Origin of the sequence: Carboxylicivirga sp. M1479, from assembly GCF_007097485.1 — a bacterium.
Classification (GTDB): domain Bacteria; phylum Bacteroidota; class Bacteroidia; order Bacteroidales; family Marinilabiliaceae; genus Carboxylicivirga.
The window spans coordinates 68,616-93,359 of sequence record NZ_VKDE01000022.1; the positions used below are offsets into that span (position 1 = coordinate 68,616).

Consider the following 24,744-nt stretch of genomic DNA (forward strand, 5'->3'; position numbering starts at 1 on the left):
CTCTTAAAAAACCGTTTAGACGCCAGTAGAATGGCGCGAATGACATTGGACTATTTGTGCGATAGAACAAACTCTTCTTCTTTATTTATTCTTAAGAAAATAAGCATGCCTATGTCTCTTCTATGCTTTAATTAATAACAAAATCATCATAAGAATGTGATTCATTTCATTGTAAAGTTGGTATTAGGGATTAAAAAAATCCTATTTTAGATCAATCGAAATTCTATGGACAAAAAAATCACACTCAAAAAGTTCGGAACATTTGGCGGTGTATTTACACCAACACTTCTCACCATCATTGGTGTTATCATGTATCTGCGCCTCGGCTGGGTTGTTGGTAATGCCGGCTTATTAGGTGCCTGGCTAATCATCATCATATCGTTTTTAATTACCCTTACCACAGCACTATCCATGTCGTCTATTACCACCAACATAAAAATTGGTGCTGGTGGTGCCTATGCTATTATTTCACAATCTCTTGGCCTTGAAATTGGTGGAAGTTTGGGTATTCCCCGTTATGTTTCTCAAGCATTGGCTGTTACCATGTATATTTTTGGTTTTAGAGAAGGCTGGCTGTTTATTTTCCCCAATCACCCTGCCTTTATGGTGGATATGGCTGTGTTTATAGTACTATACGCCATTGCCTATAAAAGTGCCGATTTGGCCATTCGCACCCAGTACCTTATTATGGCAGTTATCTTTACTTCGTTGGTGGGCATGGTGCTGGCAGCCTATTACGGCTCTATGGAAAACAGTTTTAGCGACACTCTGCAATGGGGTTCATTTGCTGGCTCAATAGAAAATAACTTTTCTGGTTCGAACTTTTGGATTGTGTTTGCGGTATTTTTTCCGGCGGCAACTGGTATAATGGCAGGCGCTAACATGTCGGGCGAATTAAAAAATCCCAAAAAAAGTATTCCGATAGGCACCTTAGCGGCCATCGGTGTTAGTTTTTTAGTGTATATGGCCGTTGCATACTGGTTGGCCAAATCGGCAAGCACCGAAGAGTTATTAAACAACTACAATGTTTTAATCGATAAATCATTTTTTCCACCCCTGGCCATAGCGGGTGTACTAGGCGCCACATTTTCATCAGCTTTGGCATCTATGGTTGGTTCATCGCGCATATTATACGCCATGGGCCGTCATCGTGTATTACCGGCTGGTGGCTGGCTTGGTCGCACCGATAAAACGGGGCAACCACGCAACTCCATGATCGTGACGGGCACCTTGGTATTTTTAACCATGTTGCTGCGCGATTTAAATGCCGTTGCGCCTCTTGTTACCATGTTTTTCCTTATTACCTACGCCATGCTAAATGTGGTGGTTATTATTGAGCAAAACCTTGGGCTAATCAGTTTTCGTCCGATGTTTAGGGTACTAAAATGGGTGCCGTGGCTCGGTTTATTCAGCTCAGTGGTGGCCATGTTTATTATCAATTCTACCATTAGCCTAATTTCATTTGCCCTGGTATTTTTGGTATATGCTGTTTTGTTACAACGGAAACTCACCACGCCTTTTGACGATGTACGCAGTGGTTTTTTTGTATCGGTTGCGGAGTGGGCCGCCAAACGAAGTGCCCGCCTAACCCAGCGACAGGAGCGCTCATGGAAACCCAACTTATTGGTTCCAGTACGAAAGCCCGAAACCATTAAAAGTTATTTTTCATTTTTGAAAAATGTGGCTTATCCACAGGGGTCCATCAAGCTACTGGGCCTTGGATCAAAGGAAAAATGCCCCGAACTGGGAACGAACATCAGTCAGCTTTCTGAAGAATACAAAAGCAGTGATGTTTTTGCCTCCTGGGCCGTTATACGTACCGAAAACTTTTCACAAGGCGTTAACTTTGCTAATCAGGCTTATAGAGGCTCATTTATTAAACCCAACATTACATTTTTAAACAGAAGCGATCTTAACATACCCACCGAAGGCTTCAACGAAATAATTGATGAAGCTGCTCGTTTGGAGCTGGGAGTACTCATTTATGCTCAGCATCCCAAGGTGGGCATGCGCAAACGACAGGTAATTAATGTATGGATCAGAAACCGAGCACCAGAATGGAAAATATCATGGGACATTGGTAATTTGGATTTATCGATATTGGTGGCCTATAAATTAAAACGCAACTGGGGAGCTAAAATCCGTCTTGTTACCGTGGTTGATAACGAAGAGCAAAAAGAGCAAGCCTTGAACTTTATGCACGAACTAATTGATCATGCCCGATTGCCAAAAACCGAAATGGGTGTTTATGTTGATGATTTTAGTGCCTTGATTAAGCGAGCACCCGAGGCTGACTTAAATATCTTTGGTTTGGACACACACCCTAATCTTCAATTTATGGATAAGATGGTTGATGAAACACAAACAACTTGTTTGTTCATTCGTGATTCGGGTCTTGAGAATATTTTTGCTTAGTAGGTTTAATCAATTGCTATTAAAAAAGTCCCTCTTTCACTAAAAAAGGGACTTTCAACATTGCTATATGTGTGATCTTTTATTTTTCGAACTTGTAAAATATTTTACTCACCAACTTCCAACCATCGCTAAACTTATATAAGGATATATAATCAACATATTTGAGCTCTTTACCCACGTAAAACTCAAATTTGGCTACTGCAGCGGTACCGGTTACATCAACTGATAAAAATTTGATACTAATTAGATCATCCCCACTTCGAGGCAGTTCACCTTTCTTTTTACGCTCAATAACTTTTTGCTTCCACTCAGCGATGGGCAACTTCCATATGCTTCCGTTTTCGCCTATACCAAGCAGTTTAAAATCAGGATGAATACCAGCATCAATCTTAGCAACATCACCCTCATTTTGAATCCCCTCAACATAAGCGGATTGAATCACTTTTTTAATGGCTTTTATTTCTTGCTCATTGGATTGAGCTTTGACTGCAAGAAACACGAACACGAATACAAGAATAAGTTCTAATCTTTTCATAATGTATTATCTCATTTAGGTTTTAAGCAATAAATATACAACAATAAACATTTGCTTTACACACTAAGTTATTTAAGCTATTTTTGTCATAAAAACAGAGTACTATGTCGATGCAAGATTATGAAAAGCTAAAAGAACTACTGGCACAAAACAAAAAGTGGCCCATGCTATATATGTTCAAATTCATTGTACCTAACGAAGAGGGCAAGGTAAAAGAAGTAGTTGAACTATTGCCCAAGCATGGAACAGTGAGTTATAACCACACTAAAAACCTAAAATATGTATCAGTTACATGTAAGGTAAGTATGAAAAGTGCCAATGCCATTGTGGAAACAACAAGTAAAATTGCGGCTATTGAAGGTGTTATGAGCTTGTAATAACTGCAAAAAATCATTGAGCTACCCCAACTAAGCCGCCATAAAAGCGGCTTTATTTTTTCTTAAAACTACAGAATACAAAACTCTGAATGGTATCAAAAGGTGTTTGATGATTGACCTCTACACACCTTATTTTATCAAAGTAGCATTTTAATTTTTCAGTCATTGAACCTTCGGAATACTGCTTAATTTCTATTCCGCTGCACTTACTTGGTCCCTGAGGCGAGAATGTACCAATTATTAAAACGCCGTTTTTGCTTAGGTTCTGTTGTGCCGTATTCAGGTAATTGCTAATATCCTCTTCCTCGGTTAAAAAATGAAATGCAGCCCTATCGTGCCAAAAATCATATACACAATCGGGTTTAAAACCAGCTGCATCGGCAATAATCCATTTTACCTTATTGGCCAAAACGCCTAAACGCTTTTTAGCTTTGTCAATTGCCATTTCTGATATATCCAATACGGCAATATCCTGATAACCAAGATCAATTAAATGATCGACTAAAAGGCTATCGCCACCACCAACATCTATGATTTTTGCCGACTTGGACAGTTTAAATTGCTCGATGAAATCCAAAGATGTTTCCGGTACTGGCTGATACCAGCTTACCTCTTGCAAATCTTTGTTCTGGTAGATATTCTCCCAATGCTTTTTACGATCAAACCTTTCCATTTTCACAAAAAATAATAATTATACAATCTAATAATTTAGATGGGATATCAAATTTAGAAAAACACCTCTCCCCCTTTAATGCGTAATTCAACCTGCTGATCAATCAGTTTAAGATCTGGATTCTCTAAATAAGCTTTCACAACACTTTTATTGTAATTATTAACCTCATCCAGACTCAAAAATTTATGCACATTCATCCACTTTGCTTCAAGTATTTCATCAGCATCCTGAATTGAAATTGTTTCACTCAAAGCCTTGGCTGTGCACACAATATATAGGTTTGATTCACCAAATTGGCCATTTCTAAAATGCCCGAGGTTCCTGATTGATTCAAACTCTACATCAATACCTGTCTCCTCTTTTACCTCGCGCTTAACAGCATCCTTAATCATTTCATCCTTGTCAATGTGTCCTCCTGGCAACTTAAACCCAGGCGAAAAACGATCTTTTATCACCAATAATCGATCATCTTTAAGCACGATGGCACCTACGCCAACAATGTAATTGCGGGAGGTCGGAATCATGGCATCAACCTGTAATTTCTTTACTAACATCAGGCTTGTTTCATCGCAATGATGAAATTGAAAACCCAATTGAGTGAGAGCAGGTACTAATGACGATTGCTCAATAAAAAGAGGCACCCATATCAATTGTTTATGCCTATAAGTTGTCAACAAAAGCTCCAACTCCAACTTAACTTCATTGGGCTCTTTGGGTAAAGAGGCATTCTCAACAACGAGTCCCTGGTATTTATTCTCAATTATTTTAAGCATCAATAAACTCCTTCAACAATCAAACAATTACTCATCAATCTTTAAGCACTTACTGCCTTTATTGATAGGCTCTAAAAATCTTGCTTCATTTTTTGTATTCGCTCAACTTCTTTAAGCAATAAGGGAAATGCTGGTTCCATCATGCCATGGTCATAACCATCCAACTCCAGCAAGCGTGTTTGTTGATGTCCCACCACCTTCATCATCCGCATTAAATAAGCATTCTCTTCGTACCTACCCAGTAATTCGAGCTCTCTATCGCCAGTTATAAGTAGTAAGGGTGGCGCATCGGCTCTCACATGATAAACAGGCGCTAATTCATCCACTATGGCTCGGTACCCCTCTATCCCTCTCTCTTCACGAACGGTAAAGTGTGTAATGGCATGACCACTAAAGGGTATTAAGCCTGCGATATTATTGGCATCGACCTGATGTTGAGCCAACCATTTTTTATCCAAACCAAGCATACTCGCTAAATAACCTCCTGCCGAATGCCCCGACACAAAAATAAGAGAGCTATCGCCGCCATATTCTTCAATATTATTAAACACCCAAGCCACGGCAGCAGCAGCATCTTCAATGTATTGTGGCGCTTTTACCTTTGGATACAAACGATAATTAACCGCAACAATGGCTACTCCCTTATCTTTTAATGCCTGAGGTATTTCTTTGTTTCCAGCTTTTAGCCCTCCCCCATGAAACCAAACTATGGTAGCAAATCCACTCGTTTGACTGGGGTAATAAACATCCAATACGCAGCGCTCCGCCAGATAATCATCTGCTTGCTGATCATCCGTACTATAGTAACTCACGCTTTCGTCTATTGTGTACTGTTGAGCATAAATGCTGGCAGAAACAAACAATAGAACTAAATAAAACAATCGTCTCATTATTCTAATCTTTAGGATGGTATTAAAAAAAGTCTCATCAAGATTTTAAAACTACTAAAATCATCACAATAATAAGGGTACAAAAAAGCGCAATTATTTGATAATAATTACGCCTTGTTATTCGAAAAGTATCTTGTGTATTATTTTCTTCTTTTGCGACGAAACTCGGGGTTTTGATCACCACGTTTCTTATTTCTATTGGCAAAATACTCTTGTTTCCTGCGCTGCTTTTCCTTCTCAAACTCTTTCTTTTCAGCCGCATTCATTGGCTTTTCAGTTTGCGGAAAAGGATTATCACTTACCCTGTCAATCTTTTTCTTAATCAGCTTCTCAATATCTTTCACATACACGTTTTCTTCTGGCTCACATATTGAGATGGCCACCCCTTCTTCACCAGCACGGCCACATCGACCAATACGGTGTACGTAGGTTTCTGATTCGTTAGGTACATCAAAGTTGATAACGTAGCGAAGCTTGTCAATATCAATGCCTCGAGCTGCAATATCGGTGGCAACGAGTGCCCTAATCTTATACTCTTTAAATTCCTTTAAAGCTCGTTGTCGTTGATTCTGGCTCTTCTCTCCATGAATGGCAGCACAAGCAATCTTTTTCTGCTTTAGATCGCGCACAATGCGATCTGCCCCATGCTTTGTTCTCGAAAAGATTAGTACCTGATCAATATCTTTATCGCTAAGGATATGCAAAAGCAGCTTTTTCTTATCGCCTTTATTAGTCATGTACAAGTGCTGCTGAATAGTTTCTGCAGTAGATGACACCGGGTTAACGGTCACTTTTTTAGGCGATCGAAGAATTTGCTGCGATAAGCTTAATATTTTTGGCGGCATGGTAGCCGAAAAGAATAAGGACTGACGCTCTTTAGGTAATTTAACCAGTAGCTTTTTAATATCGTGGATAAACCCCATATCAAGCATACGATCTGCTTCATCCAACACAAAGTACTTTACATCGCGCAGAGAAATATAACCTTGATCCATTAGATCTAACAAACGACCAGGCGTTGCCACTAATACATCAATACCACTTCGCAAAGCCCTTGTTTGAGGTCCTTGAGGCACTCCTCCGAAAATAACTGTGTTTTTTATATTGGTGTACTTTCCATAGGTTTTAAAACTCTCACCTATTTGAATAGCCAGCTCGCGGGTAGGCGTTACTACCAACGATAATATTTTTCTTTTACCCTTTACTTTTTGAATGTCTTCTGCCAAATGCTGAATAATAGGAATAGCAAAAGCAGCAGTTTTACCCGTTCCTGTTTGTGCACTACCCAAAACGTCTTCTCTATCGAGCACCAAAGGAATTGATTTTGCCTGTATAGATGTTGGTTCTGAATAGTTTTCGTCACTCAAGGCCTTGAGTATGGGTGGAATTAATTTTAAATCTCCAAATTTCATTATTGTTGTTTTCAATGACTAGAACGGAGCTTCAACCTTACTATAATGTCGTGTACTTCCGTCTATCAATTTGCAAAAGTACGAAAAACAAAGCAAAGCGCACGCATTAACTTTTTCGAGCCAATATTCACAGTAAGTACTAGCTATCTACGAGGACAAAAACTCATTTTACAAACCACTGTTTATTTGGTATTTATAACTTATAGTCTGATAGAAACGGACATAATGTGCTACAAGCTATAGGTAGAAAAAGCACAACAATCTGAGAAGAGAAAATCTTTTGTTGGCCATTACTTTGACCACTCGCTTTTTAGTACTGCATAAATCACATCATCTACCCACTTACCATTTAAATACAAACTTTGCTTAAAGTGAGCCTCTTTACGCATACCCAAACGCTCAACCAAACGAATGGACCTCATATTATCCGGATCAATAGAAGCCATAACACGGTGCTTGTTAAGCTTATGAAACAAATAGTTGATAACAACCTGCATACACTCAAAAGCCAAACCACGTCCATGATATTCCTTACTTAATGTACAGCCAATTTCACATTGATGCCCATCGTCGCCTATAAAATGAATACCAACATCGCCAATAACATTGGACGATAATTGATCTACAATTGCCAATTGGAACCAAGTGTTGGGTTCATTAATAGTTGCGGGGTTTTTGGCAATAAAAGCATTCACTTCTTCCAAACTCTTGGGAATCCAGGATTGATATTGGTTGCTTACAGCGTCTGATCGATAGCAGAACATTTGCTCGTTATCGCTCAATACTACAGGCCGAAGAAAAGTGCGCTTACTTGTTATCACGCTGTGTGTATTTTGCTTGTAAACCGTTTAACAAATTACGTAAGTACTGACCGTTAAACTCTTTGTACTTATGATGATCTGGTTTTCGTAAAAACGCACCTATTTCACTAACCGTTATCTTCTTATCAATTAGCTTAAATGCCTCTACAATATCTTCAGACGTTAACTTTAAAGCTATTTTAAGCTTTTTAAGAATCAAATTATTAGATAGTTCGTCCTCAGCAATAGGCTCACGCCCCTCTTGCTTACCACGCTTAGCAATGATTAAACCATTAAAAAAAGAGGCCAACTCCTTATCACTCATCTCTACAAAAGCCTCATCACCATCACGCTTCAGCCAGTCGCTCACCTTAGTTCGATCAGCCTTTAAATTACCAAAGGTAAAAAGCTCAATCATTTTATTATCGTTTAAACTGAGTGTAAAACGTAGGCGGCGTAATATATCGTTGTTATCCATTTATCAGTAATTTGCTACAAACTTACAAAAGAGTAGAACGATTGCATCAATAATATGTAGAAGATTTGCCCTAAAGTATAGTGGCAAATAAAAAGTACCTCAAGAATATAGTATCAATCATAACCCAGTATGAAAAATAACTCTCATCGCTCGTTTATATTTTTACAAAATATCCTTTGGTAAAACTTTACGTGTCCATGTTTTTACCCGTTTTATCTTACTCACTTTCGAATCGGGATTAAAATCAAGTGTTGTTTGCCATGAGTTTTCGGGCTGAAATTCAATTTCCATCCCCTCTGCCACTCCTTTAGCTATCTTTTCCGAGTGTATAATAGCTATGCACTCAGTATTAAGGTTTGCACTTCGTGGATCTAAATTAAAGGTGCCAATTACGGTTATTTCATCATCAATTACCATTGATTTGGCATGTAAACCAAATATGGGCATATGATCCAATGTTTCATGCAGTTCATCCGTCATTATCTGTGCTCGTTCAGCCGCATCAGGTCTAAATTCATAAATCTCAACACCTGTTTGTAGTAGCTTCTTCCTGCTCGATTGATAGGCACTAAAGGCTTCAACATTATCGGTAGCTGCTAAACTATTGGTTAATATTCTTATTCGAACGCCTCTATCAACTGCTTGTTTAAAAATATGCTGGCTCAGCTCTGTGGTAACTAAATAGGGTGTTTGAATATCGATTGAATATTTAGCGGCACGAAGCAAACTAATCAACGCATCAGTTGAGGCTCCTCCTCCACCCAAACCTTGGGTTCCATCATTTTTACCAGGCTCATCTGACACAAAATCTACTTTTTCAACCCAAATAAATTCACCTGAATCAACCAATTGCTGAAAAGCAAGTGGCAATTGCTCTATTCGAGTACGAATCTGAGGCCAAAAATTTTCAGGGTTACAGGCATATTCGTGCAAACGCTTAAACCGATGCTTTACTTTTTCATATTCGATAACTTTATCGCTTAATTGACGGACTGGTGTGCTTAAGGAATTGGTCCAGAATTTATTAAATGTAGTGGAAACATCATTAACTGATTTACCAATTAAAAGCACATCACGATCCCGAAAATTATATTCATGATCATAGTCGAAATATTCATCAGCCATGTTACGACCACCTGTTATCACAACTTTTCCATCAACAATAAAGGCCTTGTTATGCATGCGTTGGTTTACGCTACGAAAGTCACTGGCAACCGCTTTTATCTTAGAAAAAATATTTTTGCCCAGGTTAACACCTGGATTGTAAATCTTAATTGAAATATTTTCGTGAGAATCTAATGTTAGAATATCTTCAATATCAGCATCTACCATTATATCATCAACAAGAATACGTACTTTAACACCTCGATCTGCAGCTCGTACAATGTAATCACAAGCTATCAGACCAACATTATCCAATGAAAATATAAAGTATTGAATATCCATCGTTTTCTCAGCATATTCAGAAAGCCAAGCACGAGCAACCATTGATCCCGCACCATCCTCAAGCACATAAACTCCCGTTTTTGTTTTCATGGAGTCAGTTAAACCAAGCAATTCGGATGTTAGACTTATACTATCGTTTCTATGAATTTTTGAACAAAAATCTGTATCGGAAAAACCTTGTTGCTTTTTGGGCGAACAAGATGCAATTATCAGAACAAGCAGTAGGTAATTGATTTTTATTGATAAGAATTTCATGAATCAACGCTTTACATGTGTGAATAATAACACTTAAAACACTCGTAGAAGCGACTATAGCATAGTCCCAAGCATTACTTCGTTAATATACAATAAAACAAATTAATAACTATAGTGCACTATGCATGAAATTTTGTAGACTCAAAAATGCTATTCATTAAATAAGATTGTGCCATCCAACTAACTTCACATATACATAAGCATCCTAACAATGTACCATACAATAAATTCTTTAACTATACACTTTGCTTAATCCACTTACGGTCACGTGTAGTAGCATCCACCACTCCAAGTCCTAATGACTCACCAAGAGCTAACGCTTCTTCAATTGCGTTGTTTTTGTCGGTAGTCATAACCTTTATAACGCTTGGGCGTTCTTCTTTAGTCACTAGGTTAACTCTGAATCGATAATCTGAAGATTCAGCTTGTACATACTTAGCAGAAGAAGCCTGATATTTCTTGCAAGTCATCATAACCCTTACAACCGTTACATAATCTAAAGCAGGTATCTTTCTCCAGGTACCTGATATATAATTGAAAAACTGATAATAGCGTCTCATTTTACCACTTTCAGTATCAATTTCTAAACCAGCTTTAGTCAAAAATATACCCAAAGTAATAATAGTACTCAACACTCCGAATAGCAGATTAACAAACACCATTAACGATAAATTAATGATGAATACTATGGCCACTCCTATGTTAAATCGTTGCTGAACCTCCTTGCTTCTATAATACATGATGCATTATTTTATTACACATAAGCTCATAACATGGCCTATGCACGTTTATTAATACTCCATAATTAGCTTGTGTTTGAATCCTCCCCATCCCACTACACAAATTATATGTATAACTGAGACAGCTCAAAACTAATAAAAAAGTAGCAATAACATAGTGAATATGACTTATTTGATAAATAAAAATATCACTCAATTATTTTAGCAAAACATCGCATTACCAACAATACCCTAACAGTACATATTGTCAATAAAGGATTCGACTAGCTTTAGCCAAGTATTAAACCAATCAACTTTTTATAATTCTTGTTAGTGCAATCAACTATGAAAATTTCATTTTTTAAATAACCACTTTACTTTTATAGTCATTCAACAATATGACTACCTTTGCCGCATGCCAATAGATATAAGTATACAAAGTTACTTAAGGGAGTATAGCCATATACCGTTAATCGATGTTCGCTCACCGGGGGAATATAAAAAGGGTCACATACCAACAGCTTATAGCATACCATTATTTAGTGACGATGAACGTGCCGACATAGGAACTGTATACAAGCAAGAGTCGCAAAAAAAAGCAATTGAATTAGGGCATCAATATGTAAATCCTAAACTTCAATGGTTTATTGATGAATCGCTAAAAGCAGCACCAAAGAAAAATATTGTAATACATTGTTGGCGAGGTGGCATGCGTAGTCATGCATTTGCAAAACACCTAAAAGACAATGGTTTTAATCAGGTTTATGTCATCGAAAAAGGCTATAAGGCATATCGCTATGAAGCTTTAAACAACTTTGAACAGGGCTCTTTAAATCTACTGGGTGGTTATACTGGCAGTGGTAAAACACATATACTACACAAAATACAAGAAGCCGGACTTCAGGTATTGGATCTGGAAGGCCTTGCATCACATAAAGGTTCTGCTTTTGGAAATATTGGAATGGCTAAACAACCAACTACCGAGCAGTTTGAGAACAACCTATTTTGGGAGTGGCGCCAATTTAATATGGATCTGCCTATTTGGGTAGAAGATGAAAGTCCCAACATTGGCGATGTTAATATTCCAATGCTTTTATACCAGAAAATGCGCAACTCTTCATTGTACTTTATCGAAATAAGTAAAGAAGAGCGCGCTAAACTTTTAGTAAATGAATATGCCTTGGGCGATAAAGCCAAGCTAAGTAACGGTATTAATCGTATTTCGAGAAGATTGGGTAATGATGTAGCAAAAAAAGCTCATAACTATCTTCAGGAGGATAATTTTTATGAAGTGGCCCTGTTAACCCTTGGTTATTACGATAAGTATTATAAACGAGGAATAGCCAAACGAGACACCTCTGATATTCATTTTATACCTATGCCTAATACCAATGCACAGGAAAATGCAAAAACATTAATTGAATACACAACATGTCTGAAATAAAACTAACACAATATAGCCATGGCGCAGGTTGTGGCTGCAAAATAGCACCATCGGTTCTTACAGATATATTAAAAAGCAACATTACCCCAATTCACGATGACAAACTAATTGTGGGCAATAGCAGTCGTGATGATGCTGCTGTATATGATATGGAGGATGGAACGGCCATTATTAGCACCACTGATTTTTTTATGCCCATTGTTGATGATCCATTTACATTTGGAAAAATAGCGGCAGCAAATGCCATTAGCGATATTTACGCCATGGGAGGCCAGGCTCTATTAGCCATTGCCATTTTAGGTTGGCCAGTTAACAAACTATCTCCAGAAGTAGCCTCACAAGTAATGGATGGTGGCAGGCAAGCATGTAAAGAAGCAGGTATTGTTCTAGCTGGAGGACATAGCATTGATAGCCCTGAACCAATCTTTGGTTTAGCGGTTACTGGTCGGGTAGATCTTGATAAGCTTAAAAGAAATGACACGGCAACACCAGGTTGCAAACTATACTTAACCAAACCTTTGGGAGTTGGTATTTTATCTACCGCGCAAAAAAAAGGATTGTTAAAGCAAGAGCATAGCCATATTGCTCCAGATTTAATGAGTCAATTAAACTTGATAGGTCAAAAACTGGCAACTATTAAAGGTATTAAAGCCATGACTGATGTTACTGGTTTTAGTTTGATAGGACACTTAAGCGAAATGTGCGAAGGCAGTAGGCTTAGCGCCCATATTAACTTTGACAAAGTACCTAAACTAGCAATGTTAAATGAGTATATTGCCCAACAGTGTTTACCAGGAGGCACTACACGTAACTGGCTTAGTTACGGTAATGAAGTTACATTAAGCCACGATTATTACAAGGATATTCTCTGTGACCCACAAACCAGCGGAGGCTTGTTAATTGCAGTTGAAAATGAATCCATCAATGAAGTTGAGACTCTTTTAAAAGAGCATGATATTGAACCAATCTGCTTTGGGGAACTCACTTGTGCTAAGGAGAAATTAATATACGTTGAGTAACAAAAAAACTATTCATTCCACACATTCGACATTTTTGTTTTATTGGTAGAAAAAAAAATGTATATTCAGACTTCCAAAAAATGAAACGAAGTCTTTTTAATGAAACAAGCCCTTAAGCTAGTTAGCTGCTTATTAATACTTTTAGTGTGCCATAATAGCTTTGCTAAACAAGTTAATGACACCATTGTATTGCAACTAAAATGGAAGCATCAATTTCAGTTTGCAGGCTTCTATGCTGCTATTAAAAAAGGTTATTATGCCGACCAAGGCTTTCATGTCATTGTTAAACCAGGGCATCCAGGCGTTAACATGGTACAAGAAGTTCTATCGGGGAATGCACATTATGGGATCAGTAATTCAGCACTGATAAGTGATCGTAATAATAAGCTCCCTGTTGTTGCATTGGCTGCTATTTTCCAGCATTCTCCCGAAGTTCTCATAGCTCGAAAAGACACAAGTATTAAAACAATTGGAGACTTTAAAAATAGTCGCATATCTATAGGAAGGCACGGACTTACATCCACCGAAGCTTTACTGATGAAGTTTGGCATTAGTAATGAAAACTATACCTATAATAACTCCACTTCACTGATAGATGACCTTGCGAACCAGCAAACGGATATTATTGCCAGTTACCTTACCGATGCCCCAAACATTCTAGATCAAAAAGGCATTGAACATATCGTTTTTAAACCCCGATCGTATGGCATAGATTTATATGGCGACATATTATTTACTTCACAAGCTAATATTGAACAAAATAGAAGAAAGGTAGAGCGTTTTGTGAAAGCATCGCTCAATGGGTGGATTTATGCCATGGACAACAAGGAGGAGCTAATTGAACACATCATTAACACCTATGAAACGTCCCTTTCCGAAGAGCAATTGCGTTACGAAGCAACCGTGATGGAAGAGCTAATAATGCCAAAATTAATTGATCCCGGACATATGTCTCCTGAAAGGTGGCACTATATTGCCGAAACATTTGTTAGAATTGGACAATTGCAGCCTCTTTATTCCATAGATGGTTTTTTACTTGAAGATTATCAACCCTTTAACACACGTAGAATTAAACTTCTTCTATATATTCTACTAGCTATTGTAATTCTTTCACTGATAAGCTTAAGTATATTTTTCACCTTTAATCGCCGCTTAAAAAAATCAGTATTAGAACGAACGGAAGCACTTTCTCAGGCAAACAAAAGCTTGAGAAACGAAATTAGTCGCCGACAAATGGCTCATGCCAACCTATCATTAAGTGAGGATCGTTATAAATTATTATTTGAAGATTCGCCCATATCGTTGTGGGAGGAAGATTTTAGCCAAACCAAGCAAATGCTTGATGAGTTGGTTAATAGCGGCAATACAGATATCGAACGCTACTTGAGAAGTAACCCGAACTTTGTTAAAGAATGTGCACAAGGCGTTCGCATAATCAATATTAACAAAGCCACCGTACAATACATGGAGGCTAAGGACAAAAAGTATATTTTAGAAAATGTAAATCAGGTGTTTAATGAAATGGCTCTTAAAGATTTTGCAGAAGAGCTTATTACATTTTATAAAGGCATATACTTATACGAACAGGAATCGGAACACATAACATTTAAGGGGAATAAAATACATGTCTCTATAACAGTGAAAATACCTAACGGCTATGAAAAAACATGGAGCAAGGTTATTGTGTCCCTCATTAATGTAACTGACCTGAAAAAAACTACCGAAGAGCTCAGTTTTAAAGAAATACTTTTACGCCAGCAAAACGAAGCTCTAAAGGGCATTAATGAAGAACTCAAAAACTCAAAAATAAAAGCAGAAGAAAGTGATCGACTAAAAACGGCTTTCCTTTCTAACATGAGCCATGAAATAAGGACGCCCATGAACGGTATTGTTGGTTTTACCGATTTGCTTAAAGATTCAAGTATCAGGCAAAAAGAAAGAGAACATTATTTAGATATAATTGAGGACAACTCACAACAGTTACTACGTATTATTTCCGACATTATTGATATTTCTAAAATAGAAGCTTCTCAATTGAAAGTTGTAAAGAGTGATATTAACATCGAAAAACTTTTTAAACATCTTCACGAAGTATTTCAATTACGTATAAACAAACTCGAAAAGCAAGACTTGGAGCTTTCGTATTACTTTCATCCTGATTTAGATATTGAAAACCTAAGGCTTGAAAGCGATATAACCCGATTACGCCAAATATTAACCAACCTGCTTGAAAATGCTGTTAAGTTTACGCCAAAAGGAAGTATCGAATTTGGAATTGTTCCATCGAACCAAAATGACATGCTTATATTGTATGTTAAAGACACAGGCATTGGCATTAAAACAGAACGTGTATCGCAAATATTCGATAGGTTCTTTAGAGAAGAAGAACGATTTGGAGCGAATTTAGGTGGTACTGGCTTGGGCTTATCGATTGCTAAAAACCTAGTTGAATTATTGGGTGGCCAAATCTTTGTGCAAAGCAAACCTGCTGAAGGCACCAAGTTTTATTTCACACACCCATACAAGCAATAAATCAAATGTTTTCTTTGTTACGCTGGCGTGTTGTAAATTTTATCATGCCATCTAATTGCCAAAAAATTAAAAACAGAACACTTGCTAATAAAGGGTATTTAAGTAATTGGAAATCTAAACCTCCAATGCTTATCTGAAACATAGGTAAGGTAATGCTTACAGCGATGCCAAATACAGATCCCAACACAAAAAATAACCACGAAAGCCTAAGATTTTTAATAACAGAACGCTTACCAACTAGCTCAGTTCTTACTCGCCACATCAGTTTACTTTCAAAATCTGAAAATGGCATTTCAACTTTGCTTTCACGAAGCAATGATTTCAATTGCTGATCTTTAAATTCGTCCATCCTATATTGTTCAGATAATTAAACGTGATTCTTTCTTGAGTATATCATTGAGGTACGAGTAAAAACTTTTTCGAGCTCGATGCATTACTACTTTTACCTTGCTGTTTGACCAGCCTGTTACATCCTTTACTTCAGTAATACTTAATTCTTCTAAGTAGAATAATCGCAAAGCTAAGCTCTCATTGGCACTCATTAACTTAAGGGTTTCATTGATATAATACTTGCGTTCATCCTGTTCCAAAGTATCAAACTGACTTTGGTCAACAGTATCTTCTATTGCTACCAATGGCTCATTTTTCCACTTTTTCTCTTTGTCTAAACGCCTAAAAGCAATATTAACGATAATACGATAAAACCAGGTACTATATTTCGACTGCCCCTTAAAGGTATGCATCTTTCCAAAAGATTTCATAAATGCCTCTTGAGTTACCTCTTCGGCTAGAAATTCATCCTTTACAACAGAAAGAGCAATAGAAAAGGCCATGTCCTGATACCGTCTGATAAAATATCGGTACCCCTGCTCATCGCCTTCTATTACTTTTTTGATGTAAATATGATCCACTATTGAACTCTCTTTTTATCAGTAAAATGTGCCAATACCATACCCATACCACCAAACAAAACTGTCGATCCAAATATCATTGGTTCGGCATCTATGCTAGATGGAAGAAAAGGTTCAACAATGGTAGATAGTGTTAATCCGAAAGATATACCTACTAATAGAAGACCGAACTTGAGCCAAGGAAAAGTAAAACCTTTTCGTTCAGGTTTCTTACCGTAAAAATTACTGGCATCGGCTCCTTTTTCTATTAACATGGTTCGTTCTTTTGTACGAGCTTGCAGATAAAAATACCATGAAAAGAAAACTGTTGAGAATAATCCCAACCAAATTACTGCTAGTGCTAAGTCATTCATAATCCATTCTTTTTATTTGTTTCTCTACTGAGATACACTCAAACATAGAATGGTTACAATAAAAACTAACTTTTTTAAAAGATTGAATCAATCTCTATTTGTCCACTCAAAACCAGCCAGCCAAAAACAGAGAATAAGATACCAAGAACAGCATAAAAGATACGGGCTCCATTTCGCCCCATCAACTTAATCATTACCTGTGCTCTACGTTGCTTAAAAAACCATTCCCAATTAGTAATAGAGGCCATTAATATTAAAGCCCCCACTCCAAGCATAAGGTAAAACAATACATCTGAATTCATCGGCTAAAATTTAGCTAAACATTTTTTCGATTTTGACAAAACTAGATGGCATGGCAAACATTACCACCTTATCATTTGCCTCAATTATTGTATCGCCACTGGCAATTATGGCAGACTCGCCTCTTATAATACCTCCCACATTAACATCCTTAGGCAAACTCAGTTTACGCAATGGCCCTTTGGTAATTTTAGAGCCAGGTTGAGCAATTAGCTCCAACACCTCAGCATCGGTTGCTGTTAAACACTTTACATGCGAAACATGCGCTTTCAATGTGTATCTGTAAATATGACTAGCTGCTATTAGTTTTTTATTGACTAAAGTTCCAATACCTATATTTTCGGCTAAATCAATGTAATCGATATTTTCGACCTCGGCAACCGTTTTTCGAACGCCCATCTTCTTTGCCAACTGACAAGCCAAAATATTAACTTCTGAGTTGCCTGTAACAGCCACAAAAGCATCCATTTTTTTAATTCCCTCGTCTTTTAACAACTCCAGGTTACGCCCATCCCCATTAATAACCAAGGTATCGGCCAAAATATCGGCCAGCCTTGCTGCTTTATCTTTATCTATTTCAATCAGCTTAATATTATACTGCCCCTCCAGCTTTTGAGCCACTTTTTTACCAATACGACTACCGCCCAAAATCATGACATTCTTTATCTCAAACTGCTTTTTACCTGCATCGGCCATTACTTGCTGAACTGCTGACTTATTGGTAATGACATAAGCTAAATCATTATGTAACAAGGAATCCTTTCCTCGTGGGATAATGGTATCACTATCGCGATTAATCGCCACAATATTATATTCCTGCTTGTCGTACATGCCTGAAATTTCGGCCAGTGTTTTATTGACAATAGGTGCATTGTCACGAACCTTAAGTGCAAACATTACAAGTTTACTACCTGTAAACTCATACATTTGTCGCGTTCCTACTTGCTTTAAAGATGCATATACTTCTTTAGCAGCTAATTGCTCGGGATAAATTAATTCATCAATACCTAATTTGCCGAAGAACTCTTTATTCTCCTCCAACAGATACTCATAATTATTGACACGGGCGATGGTGGTTTTTGCTCCAAGTTGCTTTGCTAAAATGCAAGATAAAATACTCATATCCTGATATGGAGGAACAGCAATAAACAAGTCACAAGATTTAACATTGGCTTCACGCAAATCTTCTATGGATGAAATACTACCAACAATAGTCATTAGATCAAAGTGAGAATCAACTTGTTTTAGTTTCTCCTCCTCTTCATCCATCAAAATGACATCATGATTAGCAGAACACAGCATTTTTGCTAAATGCGTTCCAACTTCTCCTGCTCCTGCAATAAAAATTCTCATAATAATCAGTGTTGTTTAGCAAAGGTTGTTTGCCCGATAAAATCATCGCAAATTAATAGATAATACTACCAAACCTCCAAATAAAAACGCACTTAAATCACCACCTTTTATTCAAGCCTATAAAAAGAACTCCATCTTGATAAATATCGTGTACCTTTTCAACATATTTAGCATGATTCTTTAACCACTTTTTCTTTTGATAATACTTCCAGGCATTGGGAATCACAATTTGACCAATTCGCATGGTATTTCTAACTTCTTCTAATGTCATGTTTGGCTGCCCCATTAAAAGTAAATAATCCACATTTGAGTTATTTAGCTCATACCTCCATTTAGCTTTATCTGGAACAAGTGCAATTCTCTTGCTATTTATAAGTATAACAACAGGTTGTGAAAGCTGTTCATTTTGTAAATATTTGACGGTGTAATTTGATCTTGCTCCACAATAAGCCCATAAGCCAGATAAGGCAAAATCGATTTCTTTATCTGACAAAGAATCGCTTGAGTACACCGTATTATGGTCTGGACAAATATGATTAACAACGCTTTTACCTTTAACATTGGCAACATATAGTAACTCCTGCGGCAAATTGTGTGATCTTACAACAAAGCTTATTAGTACAATTGTTAAGGTATAGAGCAGATAACGAAAGTATTTGATCCATCTATATTCGATAAATATCAATAAAAATACAATTGACAAATAAGTTAACACCATTTGTACACCTTGCAGATAAAGGTGCTCAATACTTGAGTAAGGCAGAGATTCAATCCAAATAACCATTGCCTCCATATAGCTTAACATGCCATCCAATCCGGGAATGATAAATTGCAAACAAGTTATTGAGAATGAAAAAACAGAGCTTAATACAGCTAATATAAGCACTGGTGTTACAATGGGAATTAAAAATACATTTGCTAAGATGAAATAAACCGGGAACGAATGAAAAGCGTAAATGCACAAAGGCAAAGTACCTATTTGGGCTGCCAGTGAAACTGCAATAATTGACCATAGCCATTTAAAAGGTGGAAAATTAAACGAAAACCAATTATTGATGTAGGGATAAAAACTGACTATGGAAGCTACGGCAACATGACTTAACCAAAAACCAATATTAAATATTGATAAGGGCTCAAAACAAATAATGATAAACATGGAGGCTCCTAGCAAATTAAAAACACCTGTCTTACGTTTAACTGTTCGGCCAATTTCAAGTATTGAAAACATGATACTAGCTCTCATAACAGATGGTGAAAATCCTGTGATTAAAGCGTAGAACCACAATAGTAAGATAATTATCAAAGCAACAATTATTGATTTCTTTTTAAAACCAATACTTTGTAATAATACCAAAATCATCATATAAATAATGCCAACATGCAAACCACTAACTGCCAACAAATGCATTGCGCCTGCATTAGAAAATGCAGATTTCTGATCGTATGTTAATCGACTTTTATCACCCAAAAACAGAGCATTAAGAATAGCCAAATTAGATTCCTGAAGACCAGCCTTAAGAAAGCGAATTCTTAGCTTTTCTTTTAATTTAGCACTAAATATAATTGGAGAGTGACTATTATTTTCGGCATCTAAAGTATCAATTTGCATGCTTGAAGCATAATACCGAAAGACAAATCGTTGATTGCGTAAATACCCACAATAGTCAAAATCAAATTGACTATCTGCATTTGTAAAAGGAATAAATCGACCTAACAACTGAACTTTATCTCCTGCTGAAACAGGATATTTGCATATTTTTTTAGGCAAGTATAGTAAGCCTTTACCCCCACAAAAAGAATTGATCGAATCAGATGAGGTGCCATGCAACTGCACTTCATAAGTATAGTTTTTAGGTGTCTCTCCCGACATCTCGATTACCCGAACACTTATTGCGACATCATTACCTATGGGTGGCAAAACCATAGGTTTGCGCACTTGCATATAAAAGTTACCTATTAAAATAAAAGTAAGAAACACTGTTAACCCACTGAGTGAGCGATACCTGTACTTTGCTTTTTTATTGAACCAGTATATTAAGAGCCATAAAAACGCTATACATATAATACATAGAGATAAAATAATTGACATGAAGCCACTCAAGACCATCCCAGTGTAAACACCAAAAATAAGTGGTATTACTAAGCGAACAAAAGGAGATTTCTTCAAAAATAGATTTAGCATACTATCATAAATAAATTAAATTTATGATATCTAAATTGCAATCACAAGTGAATTATGAACTTGAAATTCGTCCTGAAAGAATATTGTATAATGCTTTAAAAAAATACCTGAAATCGGTTAAAATTGGAGAACGATGTTTTTCATTCATATATATTCTTTCAGCTTCAATATTTTGTTCGTTATCAGGCATATTTAATGCTACGTATGGAGGTATGCAGCCTGGTTTAAAGAGTATTCGCTTTTTCTGCACATCCTCAGGCAATTCATTAAAACGTGTTTGGCTTAGAGGACGAACTCCAACAATATTCATATTACCCTTTAGCACATTTATAATCTGTGGTAATTCATCAAACCAGTATTTCCTAAAAAACTGTCCCCATCGAGTTAAACGAAAATCATTAGCTGGCTTTCCTTGTGCATTATAGCCATTTAAACGAATCACATAATCTTGTAGATACTCTGAATAAGGGTGCATGGTTCTAATTTTGTAAACCTTAATCATTTTACCATGCTTACCAACACGTTGCATGGCAAAAACGGGCGCATACGAAGGTTGCTTTATACTAAATACCTCCGATGTTTTCATAATAACAAAGTATACTTTGCCTTCGATCTCTTTAAATTCAATAATTTCAAAGCCACAGCTAACCACTCGGCCAAGAACTTCAGCAATTGTTAACCATCTATACTTTCCTTTAGTAATAAAAAAGTAAAGCTTTCTTAAGCTTGGAACTTTTGGCCATACTCGATGAATAATGAAATTAAATAACCAGATTAAGTGACATAAAAATTGGGTCTTCCTTTTGAATAGATTCCTTTTACGATTACTGGTTGATTCAACGCAGCCAACATATATTCCTGCATCAGGTAATGCTTTATTAACCTTAATCAGGTATTTATTAATATATCGAACATTATTTATCTGTTGTACATTGACAATACTTCGTATTTGCTGTCCTCTTCCAATACTTGCATCCATCACATTGTCAGACATAAAACGCACTGATTCTGAATCAATAGCAATATGCTGATTCATATACTTTCGAACCTGATCACTCAATGATAAAATAATACTTTCCTTGGAAGCACTAATATTCTCAACAACAACAGAATTGACAAGCTCATTTTGTACTTGTTCAACACTTTGCCCAACTCTTAAAGCTCCTATTGATTCCACACTTCTCATCCCAATTCAATAAAAGGTTATGAAGCAATATACTTTCAATTATAAATTTTGTACAGTTGTTTTACACTAAGCCAAACGAGAACATAACAATCTAAATATCAACAAAAACGACTCATCAGTGTTTTTCATTTATTCCTCTAACAAAACAAGCCTTTAGTCAAAATTTTATCTTTATAGTTTGATTTTTACGAACGTGTTAAAATTATAGGTTACCGCCAAAAATCGCTATTTCAAACTCTACTATTTAGTTTTCTTACCTGCTGCATTAACTTGCATTTTATCTGAAAAAACAATGTGTTGAGGCACTTTATAGTTAGATAATTTCATGGCACATTCTCGCTTAATATCATCTGCCGATATTGTTTCATTGTTAACGACTACAATTGCTTTAATCGCTTCTCCTAATAACTCATCAGCAACCGCTTCAATTGTACAGTCAACCACCCCTTCCAGTCCTACAATCACTTCTTCAATTTCTTTTGGACTAACTCGTCGTCCCCCAACTTTAATAATTTCCTTACGCCTTGCAGCGTGGAATATAAAGCCATCTTGATCGATTCGAGCCATATCCCCAGTATATAACCAACCATTTTTAATTGTTTGACTTGTTTCCTCTGGGTCTTTATAGTAACCAAGCATGACATTATCGCCTTTAGCAATAATTTCGCCAATTTCATCGGGGTTAACATTGCTACCTTGAGCATTAACGACACGTAATTCTACATCTGGAATACCTTTGCCAATTGAACCCATTTTTTTATCAAGCATTAAGGGTGGTAAATAGGACAAACGAGCTGTTGCTTCAGTTTGGCCGTACATCACAAATAAATCAACTTTCGACTTACTCTTTTTAAACTCCTCTATAAAAGCGGTATGTAATTTACCACCAGCCTGTGTTACATAGCGTAAATCGGGAAAATCAGTCGTTTTGAATTCTTTTGATTTACGCAGTAAAATCTGAAAATGACTTGGAACACCTGCAAAGCCAGTACATTTATATTTGATTAGATCACTTATAACACTTGAAAGAAATATAAACGTATTATTAAGCACAATTTTACCTCCTACTTTCAAGTGCGTATGCAAGAGCGACAAACCATAACAATAAAAGAATGGCAAAACAACTTCCATTGTATCATGTTGACTTAAGGCTAAATACTCAACGATGGAACGTGTATTAGCAATTATATTTCTATGGGATATCATTACACCCTTTGGTTCGGCAGTAGAACCAGATGTGAAAATAATTTGAGCTAAATCGTCTAAATCCTGAGTTGAATCCTTCCAATTTACCTCATCTGATGATGCTATAATTGTTGACAGGTCGGATTGATTAAAAATGTACTCAGATGTTGGTTGTATCCGATTAATCAGCTGCTGTGAAGCAAACAAATATTTAGCATCACAGCATTGCATAATTCTCTCACATGTATCTTTTTCTATTGCTGGGTTTAAAGGAACAACCACATTACCCGATTTCATAATGGCTAAATAACAAATTATAAAATCGTTACTATTGGGCATTATCAAAACTACATTCTTCCCCTGCCCCACATTTAGCCTAAACCACTCGGCTAGTTTAAGAATATCACAAATCAATTGCGAATAAGCCAATGTATCGGTTCGGCCGATTACAAAATCACTCTTTCGTAACAAATGATCCTTTAATAAGAAATCGATACAATTCATGATTATAAATTAGTAGTTATGAATAGGTGGCAAACGTAAATATTCTGTCGTCTTCCTTTTTCTGTCAAAATTTTTATAAATCTTTTCAACTTCAACCTCTTCTTTCGCAAGAACTTTAGCTACTTCGGCAGCTGAATAATTATTCTCCCATCCGTACCACAACAAATCCATCATTTCAAAAGGCATCTGATAAAAGAACTCCTCTTGAGTTTGTTCTGCTGTATAAGTATCTGTAGTGGGTGTACGTTCAATAATTTCATTGGGAATACCCAATTCTCGTGCTAATTCATAAACTTGTGTTTTATACAAGTTACCGATTGGCATTACATCGGCACCACCATCTCCAAACTTTACAAAAAAGCCTTGTTGTACTTCGTGTTTATTTGGCGTGCCAATAACAGCATAATGCCGTGCTTCTGCATGATAATACAACATGGTCATGCGACTACGTTGTTTAAAATTAGAAGCAGCCACTATTTGTAAGTATTCGTTCATTGGCAAACGTTCACTTTGTTCGCTACCATCTTCAAATACAACAGTTACAAAAAATACTGGAGGCAAGTTACTATTTATAAAAGCCTCAGGAATACCAATCTTCATCTTATCCTTTGCAGGGTTAAACTTTGGAATAATGCGTTTTACCGCTTCATCTCGACGTGTATAACATTCAAATCCTTCAAGGGCACCACTTATATTCTCTTCAAGCACCTCAACACCGAACTTCTCAGCTAATTTCAAGGCAAACTCTTTACTATCGTCATTCGAATCTTTTTCGGGCAACATCACACCTAATACATTCTTGGCACCGAAAGCTTTAACAGCTATGGCTAAGGTAACAGAAGAATCTATTCCACCACTGATTCCAACAACTGCACCACGTCGTTTTAAAACTTTCCCAACGTCGTGTTTAAGTTTGGTGGTAATCTGTTCTATTGTTTTAGAAATGCTTTTTAGCTTTATTATATCTTTATTAAATTCAGGTTTAGTCATTCGATTCTATTT

General features: G+C 36.7%; 23 protein-coding genes. 5 read left to right on the plus strand and 18 right to left on the minus strand.

Annotation, left to right across the window (positions count from 1 at the left end):
• The first annotated feature begins 225 nt into the window (after nt 1-225).
• Nucleotides 226-2,415 (plus strand): amino acid permease, encoded by a 2,190-nt coding sequence (locus FNN09_RS14030; RefSeq protein WP_143303002.1) that lies wholly within the window; start codon nt 226-228, stop codon nt 2,413-2,415.
• Nucleotides 2,416-2,494: 79 nt separating this feature from the next.
• Here FNN09_RS14030 and FNN09_RS14035 read toward each other — a convergent pair whose 3' ends face one another.
• Nucleotides 2,495-2,950, minus strand: coding sequence for a nuclear transport factor 2 family protein (locus FNN09_RS14035; RefSeq protein ID WP_143303003.1), 456 nt, complete (start codon nt 2,948-2,950; stop codon nt 2,495-2,497).
• Between the two features lie 104 nt (nt 2,951-3,054).
• On the opposite strand from FNN09_RS14035, the gene FNN09_RS14040 reads away from it, so the two are divergent.
• Nucleotides 3,055-3,327: a DUF493 family protein gene (locus FNN09_RS14040; protein WP_143303004.1), complete on the plus strand. Its 273-nt coding sequence runs from the start codon at nt 3,055-3,057 to the stop codon at nt 3,325-3,327.
• 52 nt (nt 3,328-3,379) lie between these two features.
• Here FNN09_RS14040 and FNN09_RS14045 read toward each other — a convergent pair whose 3' ends face one another.
• The 8 genes from FNN09_RS14045 to FNN09_RS14080 all read right to left on the minus strand — a co-directional run bounded on the left by FNN09_RS14045 (nt 3,380) and on the right by FNN09_RS14080 (nt 10,794).
• Nucleotides 3,380-4,000, minus strand: coding sequence for a trans-aconitate 2-methyltransferase (locus FNN09_RS14045; RefSeq protein WP_143303005.1), 621 nt, complete (start codon nt 3,998-4,000; stop codon nt 3,380-3,382).
• Nucleotides 4,001-4,053: 53 nt separating this feature from the next.
• The gene (locus tag FNN09_RS14050) at nt 4,054-4,773 is read right to left on the minus strand and encodes an NUDIX domain-containing protein (RefSeq protein ID WP_143303006.1); all 720 of its coding nucleotides are present in this window, start codon (nt 4,771-4,773) and stop codon (nt 4,054-4,056) included.
• A 71-nt stretch (nt 4,774-4,844) separates the two neighbouring features.
• Nucleotides 4,845-5,663 (minus strand): alpha/beta hydrolase, encoded by an 819-nt coding sequence (locus FNN09_RS14055; protein WP_143303007.1) that lies wholly within the window; start codon nt 5,661-5,663, stop codon nt 4,845-4,847.
• 140 nt (nt 5,664-5,803) lie between these two features.
• Nucleotides 5,804-7,075 (minus strand): DEAD/DEAH box helicase, encoded by a 1,272-nt coding sequence (locus FNN09_RS14060; protein WP_143303008.1) that lies wholly within the window; start codon nt 7,073-7,075, stop codon nt 5,804-5,806.
• Between the two features lie 290 nt (nt 7,076-7,365).
• Nucleotides 7,366-7,896 (minus strand): GNAT family N-acetyltransferase, encoded by a 531-nt coding sequence (locus tag FNN09_RS14065; protein ID WP_255434125.1) that lies wholly within the window; start codon nt 7,894-7,896, stop codon nt 7,366-7,368.
• Nucleotides 7,883-8,353, minus strand: a complete 471-nt coding sequence (locus FNN09_RS14070) for a DUF1456 family protein (RefSeq protein ID WP_143303009.1) — start codon at nt 8,351-8,353, stop codon at nt 7,883-7,885. Before FNN09_RS14070 ends, FNN09_RS14065 begins: the two co-directional genes overlap by 14 nt.
• A 162-nt stretch (nt 8,354-8,515) precedes the next feature.
• On the minus strand, nt 8,516-10,054 hold the full coding sequence (locus FNN09_RS14075; RefSeq protein WP_143303010.1) for a phosphatidylserine/phosphatidylglycerophosphate/cardiolipin synthase family protein: 1,539 nt from the start codon (nt 10,052-10,054) through the stop codon (nt 8,516-8,518).
• A 236-nt stretch (nt 10,055-10,290) separates the two neighbouring features.
• Nucleotides 10,291-10,794, minus strand: a complete 504-nt coding sequence (locus tag FNN09_RS14080; RefSeq protein ID WP_143303011.1) for a hypothetical protein — start codon at nt 10,792-10,794, stop codon at nt 10,291-10,293.
• Between the two features lie 394 nt (nt 10,795-11,188).
• Between FNN09_RS14080 and mnmH the strand changes: the two genes are divergently transcribed.
• The 3 genes from mnmH to FNN09_RS14095 all read left to right on the plus strand — a co-directional run bounded on the left by mnmH (nt 11,189) and on the right by FNN09_RS14095 (nt 15,768).
• Entirely contained in the window at nt 11,189-12,217 is a 1,029-nt protein-coding gene (gene mnmH, locus FNN09_RS14085) for a tRNA 2-selenouridine(34) synthase MnmH (RefSeq protein WP_143303012.1), read from the plus strand.
• Complete coding sequence (gene selD, locus FNN09_RS14090) at nt 12,205-13,236, plus strand: selenide, water dikinase SelD (protein ID WP_143303013.1); 1,032 nt, start codon at nt 12,205-12,207, stop codon at nt 13,234-13,236. The genes mnmH and selD overlap by 13 nt, the downstream gene beginning before the upstream one ends.
• A 99-nt stretch (nt 13,237-13,335) precedes the next feature.
• Nucleotides 13,336-15,768, plus strand: coding sequence for an ABC transporter substrate-binding protein (locus FNN09_RS14095; protein WP_143303014.1), 2,433 nt, complete (start codon nt 13,336-13,338; stop codon nt 15,766-15,768).
• A gap of 1 nt (nt 15,769) precedes the next feature.
• Here FNN09_RS14095 and FNN09_RS14100 read toward each other — a convergent pair whose 3' ends face one another.
• The 9 genes from FNN09_RS14100 to nadE all read right to left on the minus strand — a co-directional run bounded on the left by FNN09_RS14100 (nt 15,770) and on the right by nadE (nt 24,732).
• On the minus strand, nt 15,770-16,117 hold the full coding sequence (locus FNN09_RS14100; RefSeq protein ID WP_143303015.1) for a hypothetical protein: 348 nt from the start codon (nt 16,115-16,117) through the stop codon (nt 15,770-15,772).
• A gap of 10 nt (nt 16,118-16,127) precedes the next feature.
• Nucleotides 16,128-16,679, minus strand: coding sequence for an RNA polymerase sigma factor (locus tag FNN09_RS14105; RefSeq protein WP_143303016.1), 552 nt, complete (start codon nt 16,677-16,679; stop codon nt 16,128-16,130).
• Complete coding sequence (locus tag FNN09_RS14110; RefSeq protein ID WP_143303017.1) at nt 16,679-17,032, minus strand: DUF6249 domain-containing protein; 354 nt, start codon at nt 17,030-17,032, stop codon at nt 16,679-16,681. Before FNN09_RS14110 ends, FNN09_RS14105 begins: the two co-directional genes overlap by 1 nt.
• Nucleotides 17,033-17,106: 74 nt before the next feature.
• The gene (locus FNN09_RS14115) at nt 17,107-17,334 is read right to left on the minus strand and encodes an immunity 17 family protein (RefSeq protein WP_143303018.1); all 228 of its coding nucleotides are present in this window, start codon (nt 17,332-17,334) and stop codon (nt 17,107-17,109) included.
• 10 nt (nt 17,335-17,344) lie between these two features.
• Nucleotides 17,345-18,685: a Trk system potassium transporter TrkA gene (trkA, locus tag FNN09_RS14120; protein ID WP_143303019.1), complete on the minus strand. Its 1,341-nt coding sequence runs from the start codon at nt 18,683-18,685 to the stop codon at nt 17,345-17,347.
• Between the two features lie 97 nt (nt 18,686-18,782).
• Nucleotides 18,783-20,867, minus strand: coding sequence for a ComEC/Rec2 family competence protein (locus FNN09_RS14125; RefSeq protein WP_143303020.1), 2,085 nt, complete (start codon nt 20,865-20,867; stop codon nt 18,783-18,785).
• A gap of 52 nt (nt 20,868-20,919) precedes the next feature.
• Nucleotides 20,920-22,053: a sugar transferase gene (locus tag FNN09_RS14130; protein WP_143303021.1), complete on the minus strand. Its 1,134-nt coding sequence runs from the start codon at nt 22,051-22,053 to the stop codon at nt 20,920-20,922.
• 240 nt (nt 22,054-22,293) lie between these two features.
• Entirely contained in the window at nt 22,294-23,742 is a 1,449-nt protein-coding gene (locus FNN09_RS14135; protein WP_143303022.1) for a class I adenylate-forming enzyme family protein, read from the minus strand.
• A 9-nt stretch (nt 23,743-23,751) separates the two neighbouring features.
• Nucleotides 23,752-24,732, minus strand: a complete 981-nt coding sequence (nadE, locus tag FNN09_RS14140; protein WP_143303023.1) for an NAD(+) synthase — start codon at nt 24,730-24,732, stop codon at nt 23,752-23,754.
• Between the last annotated feature and the right edge of the window lie 12 nt (nt 24,733-24,744).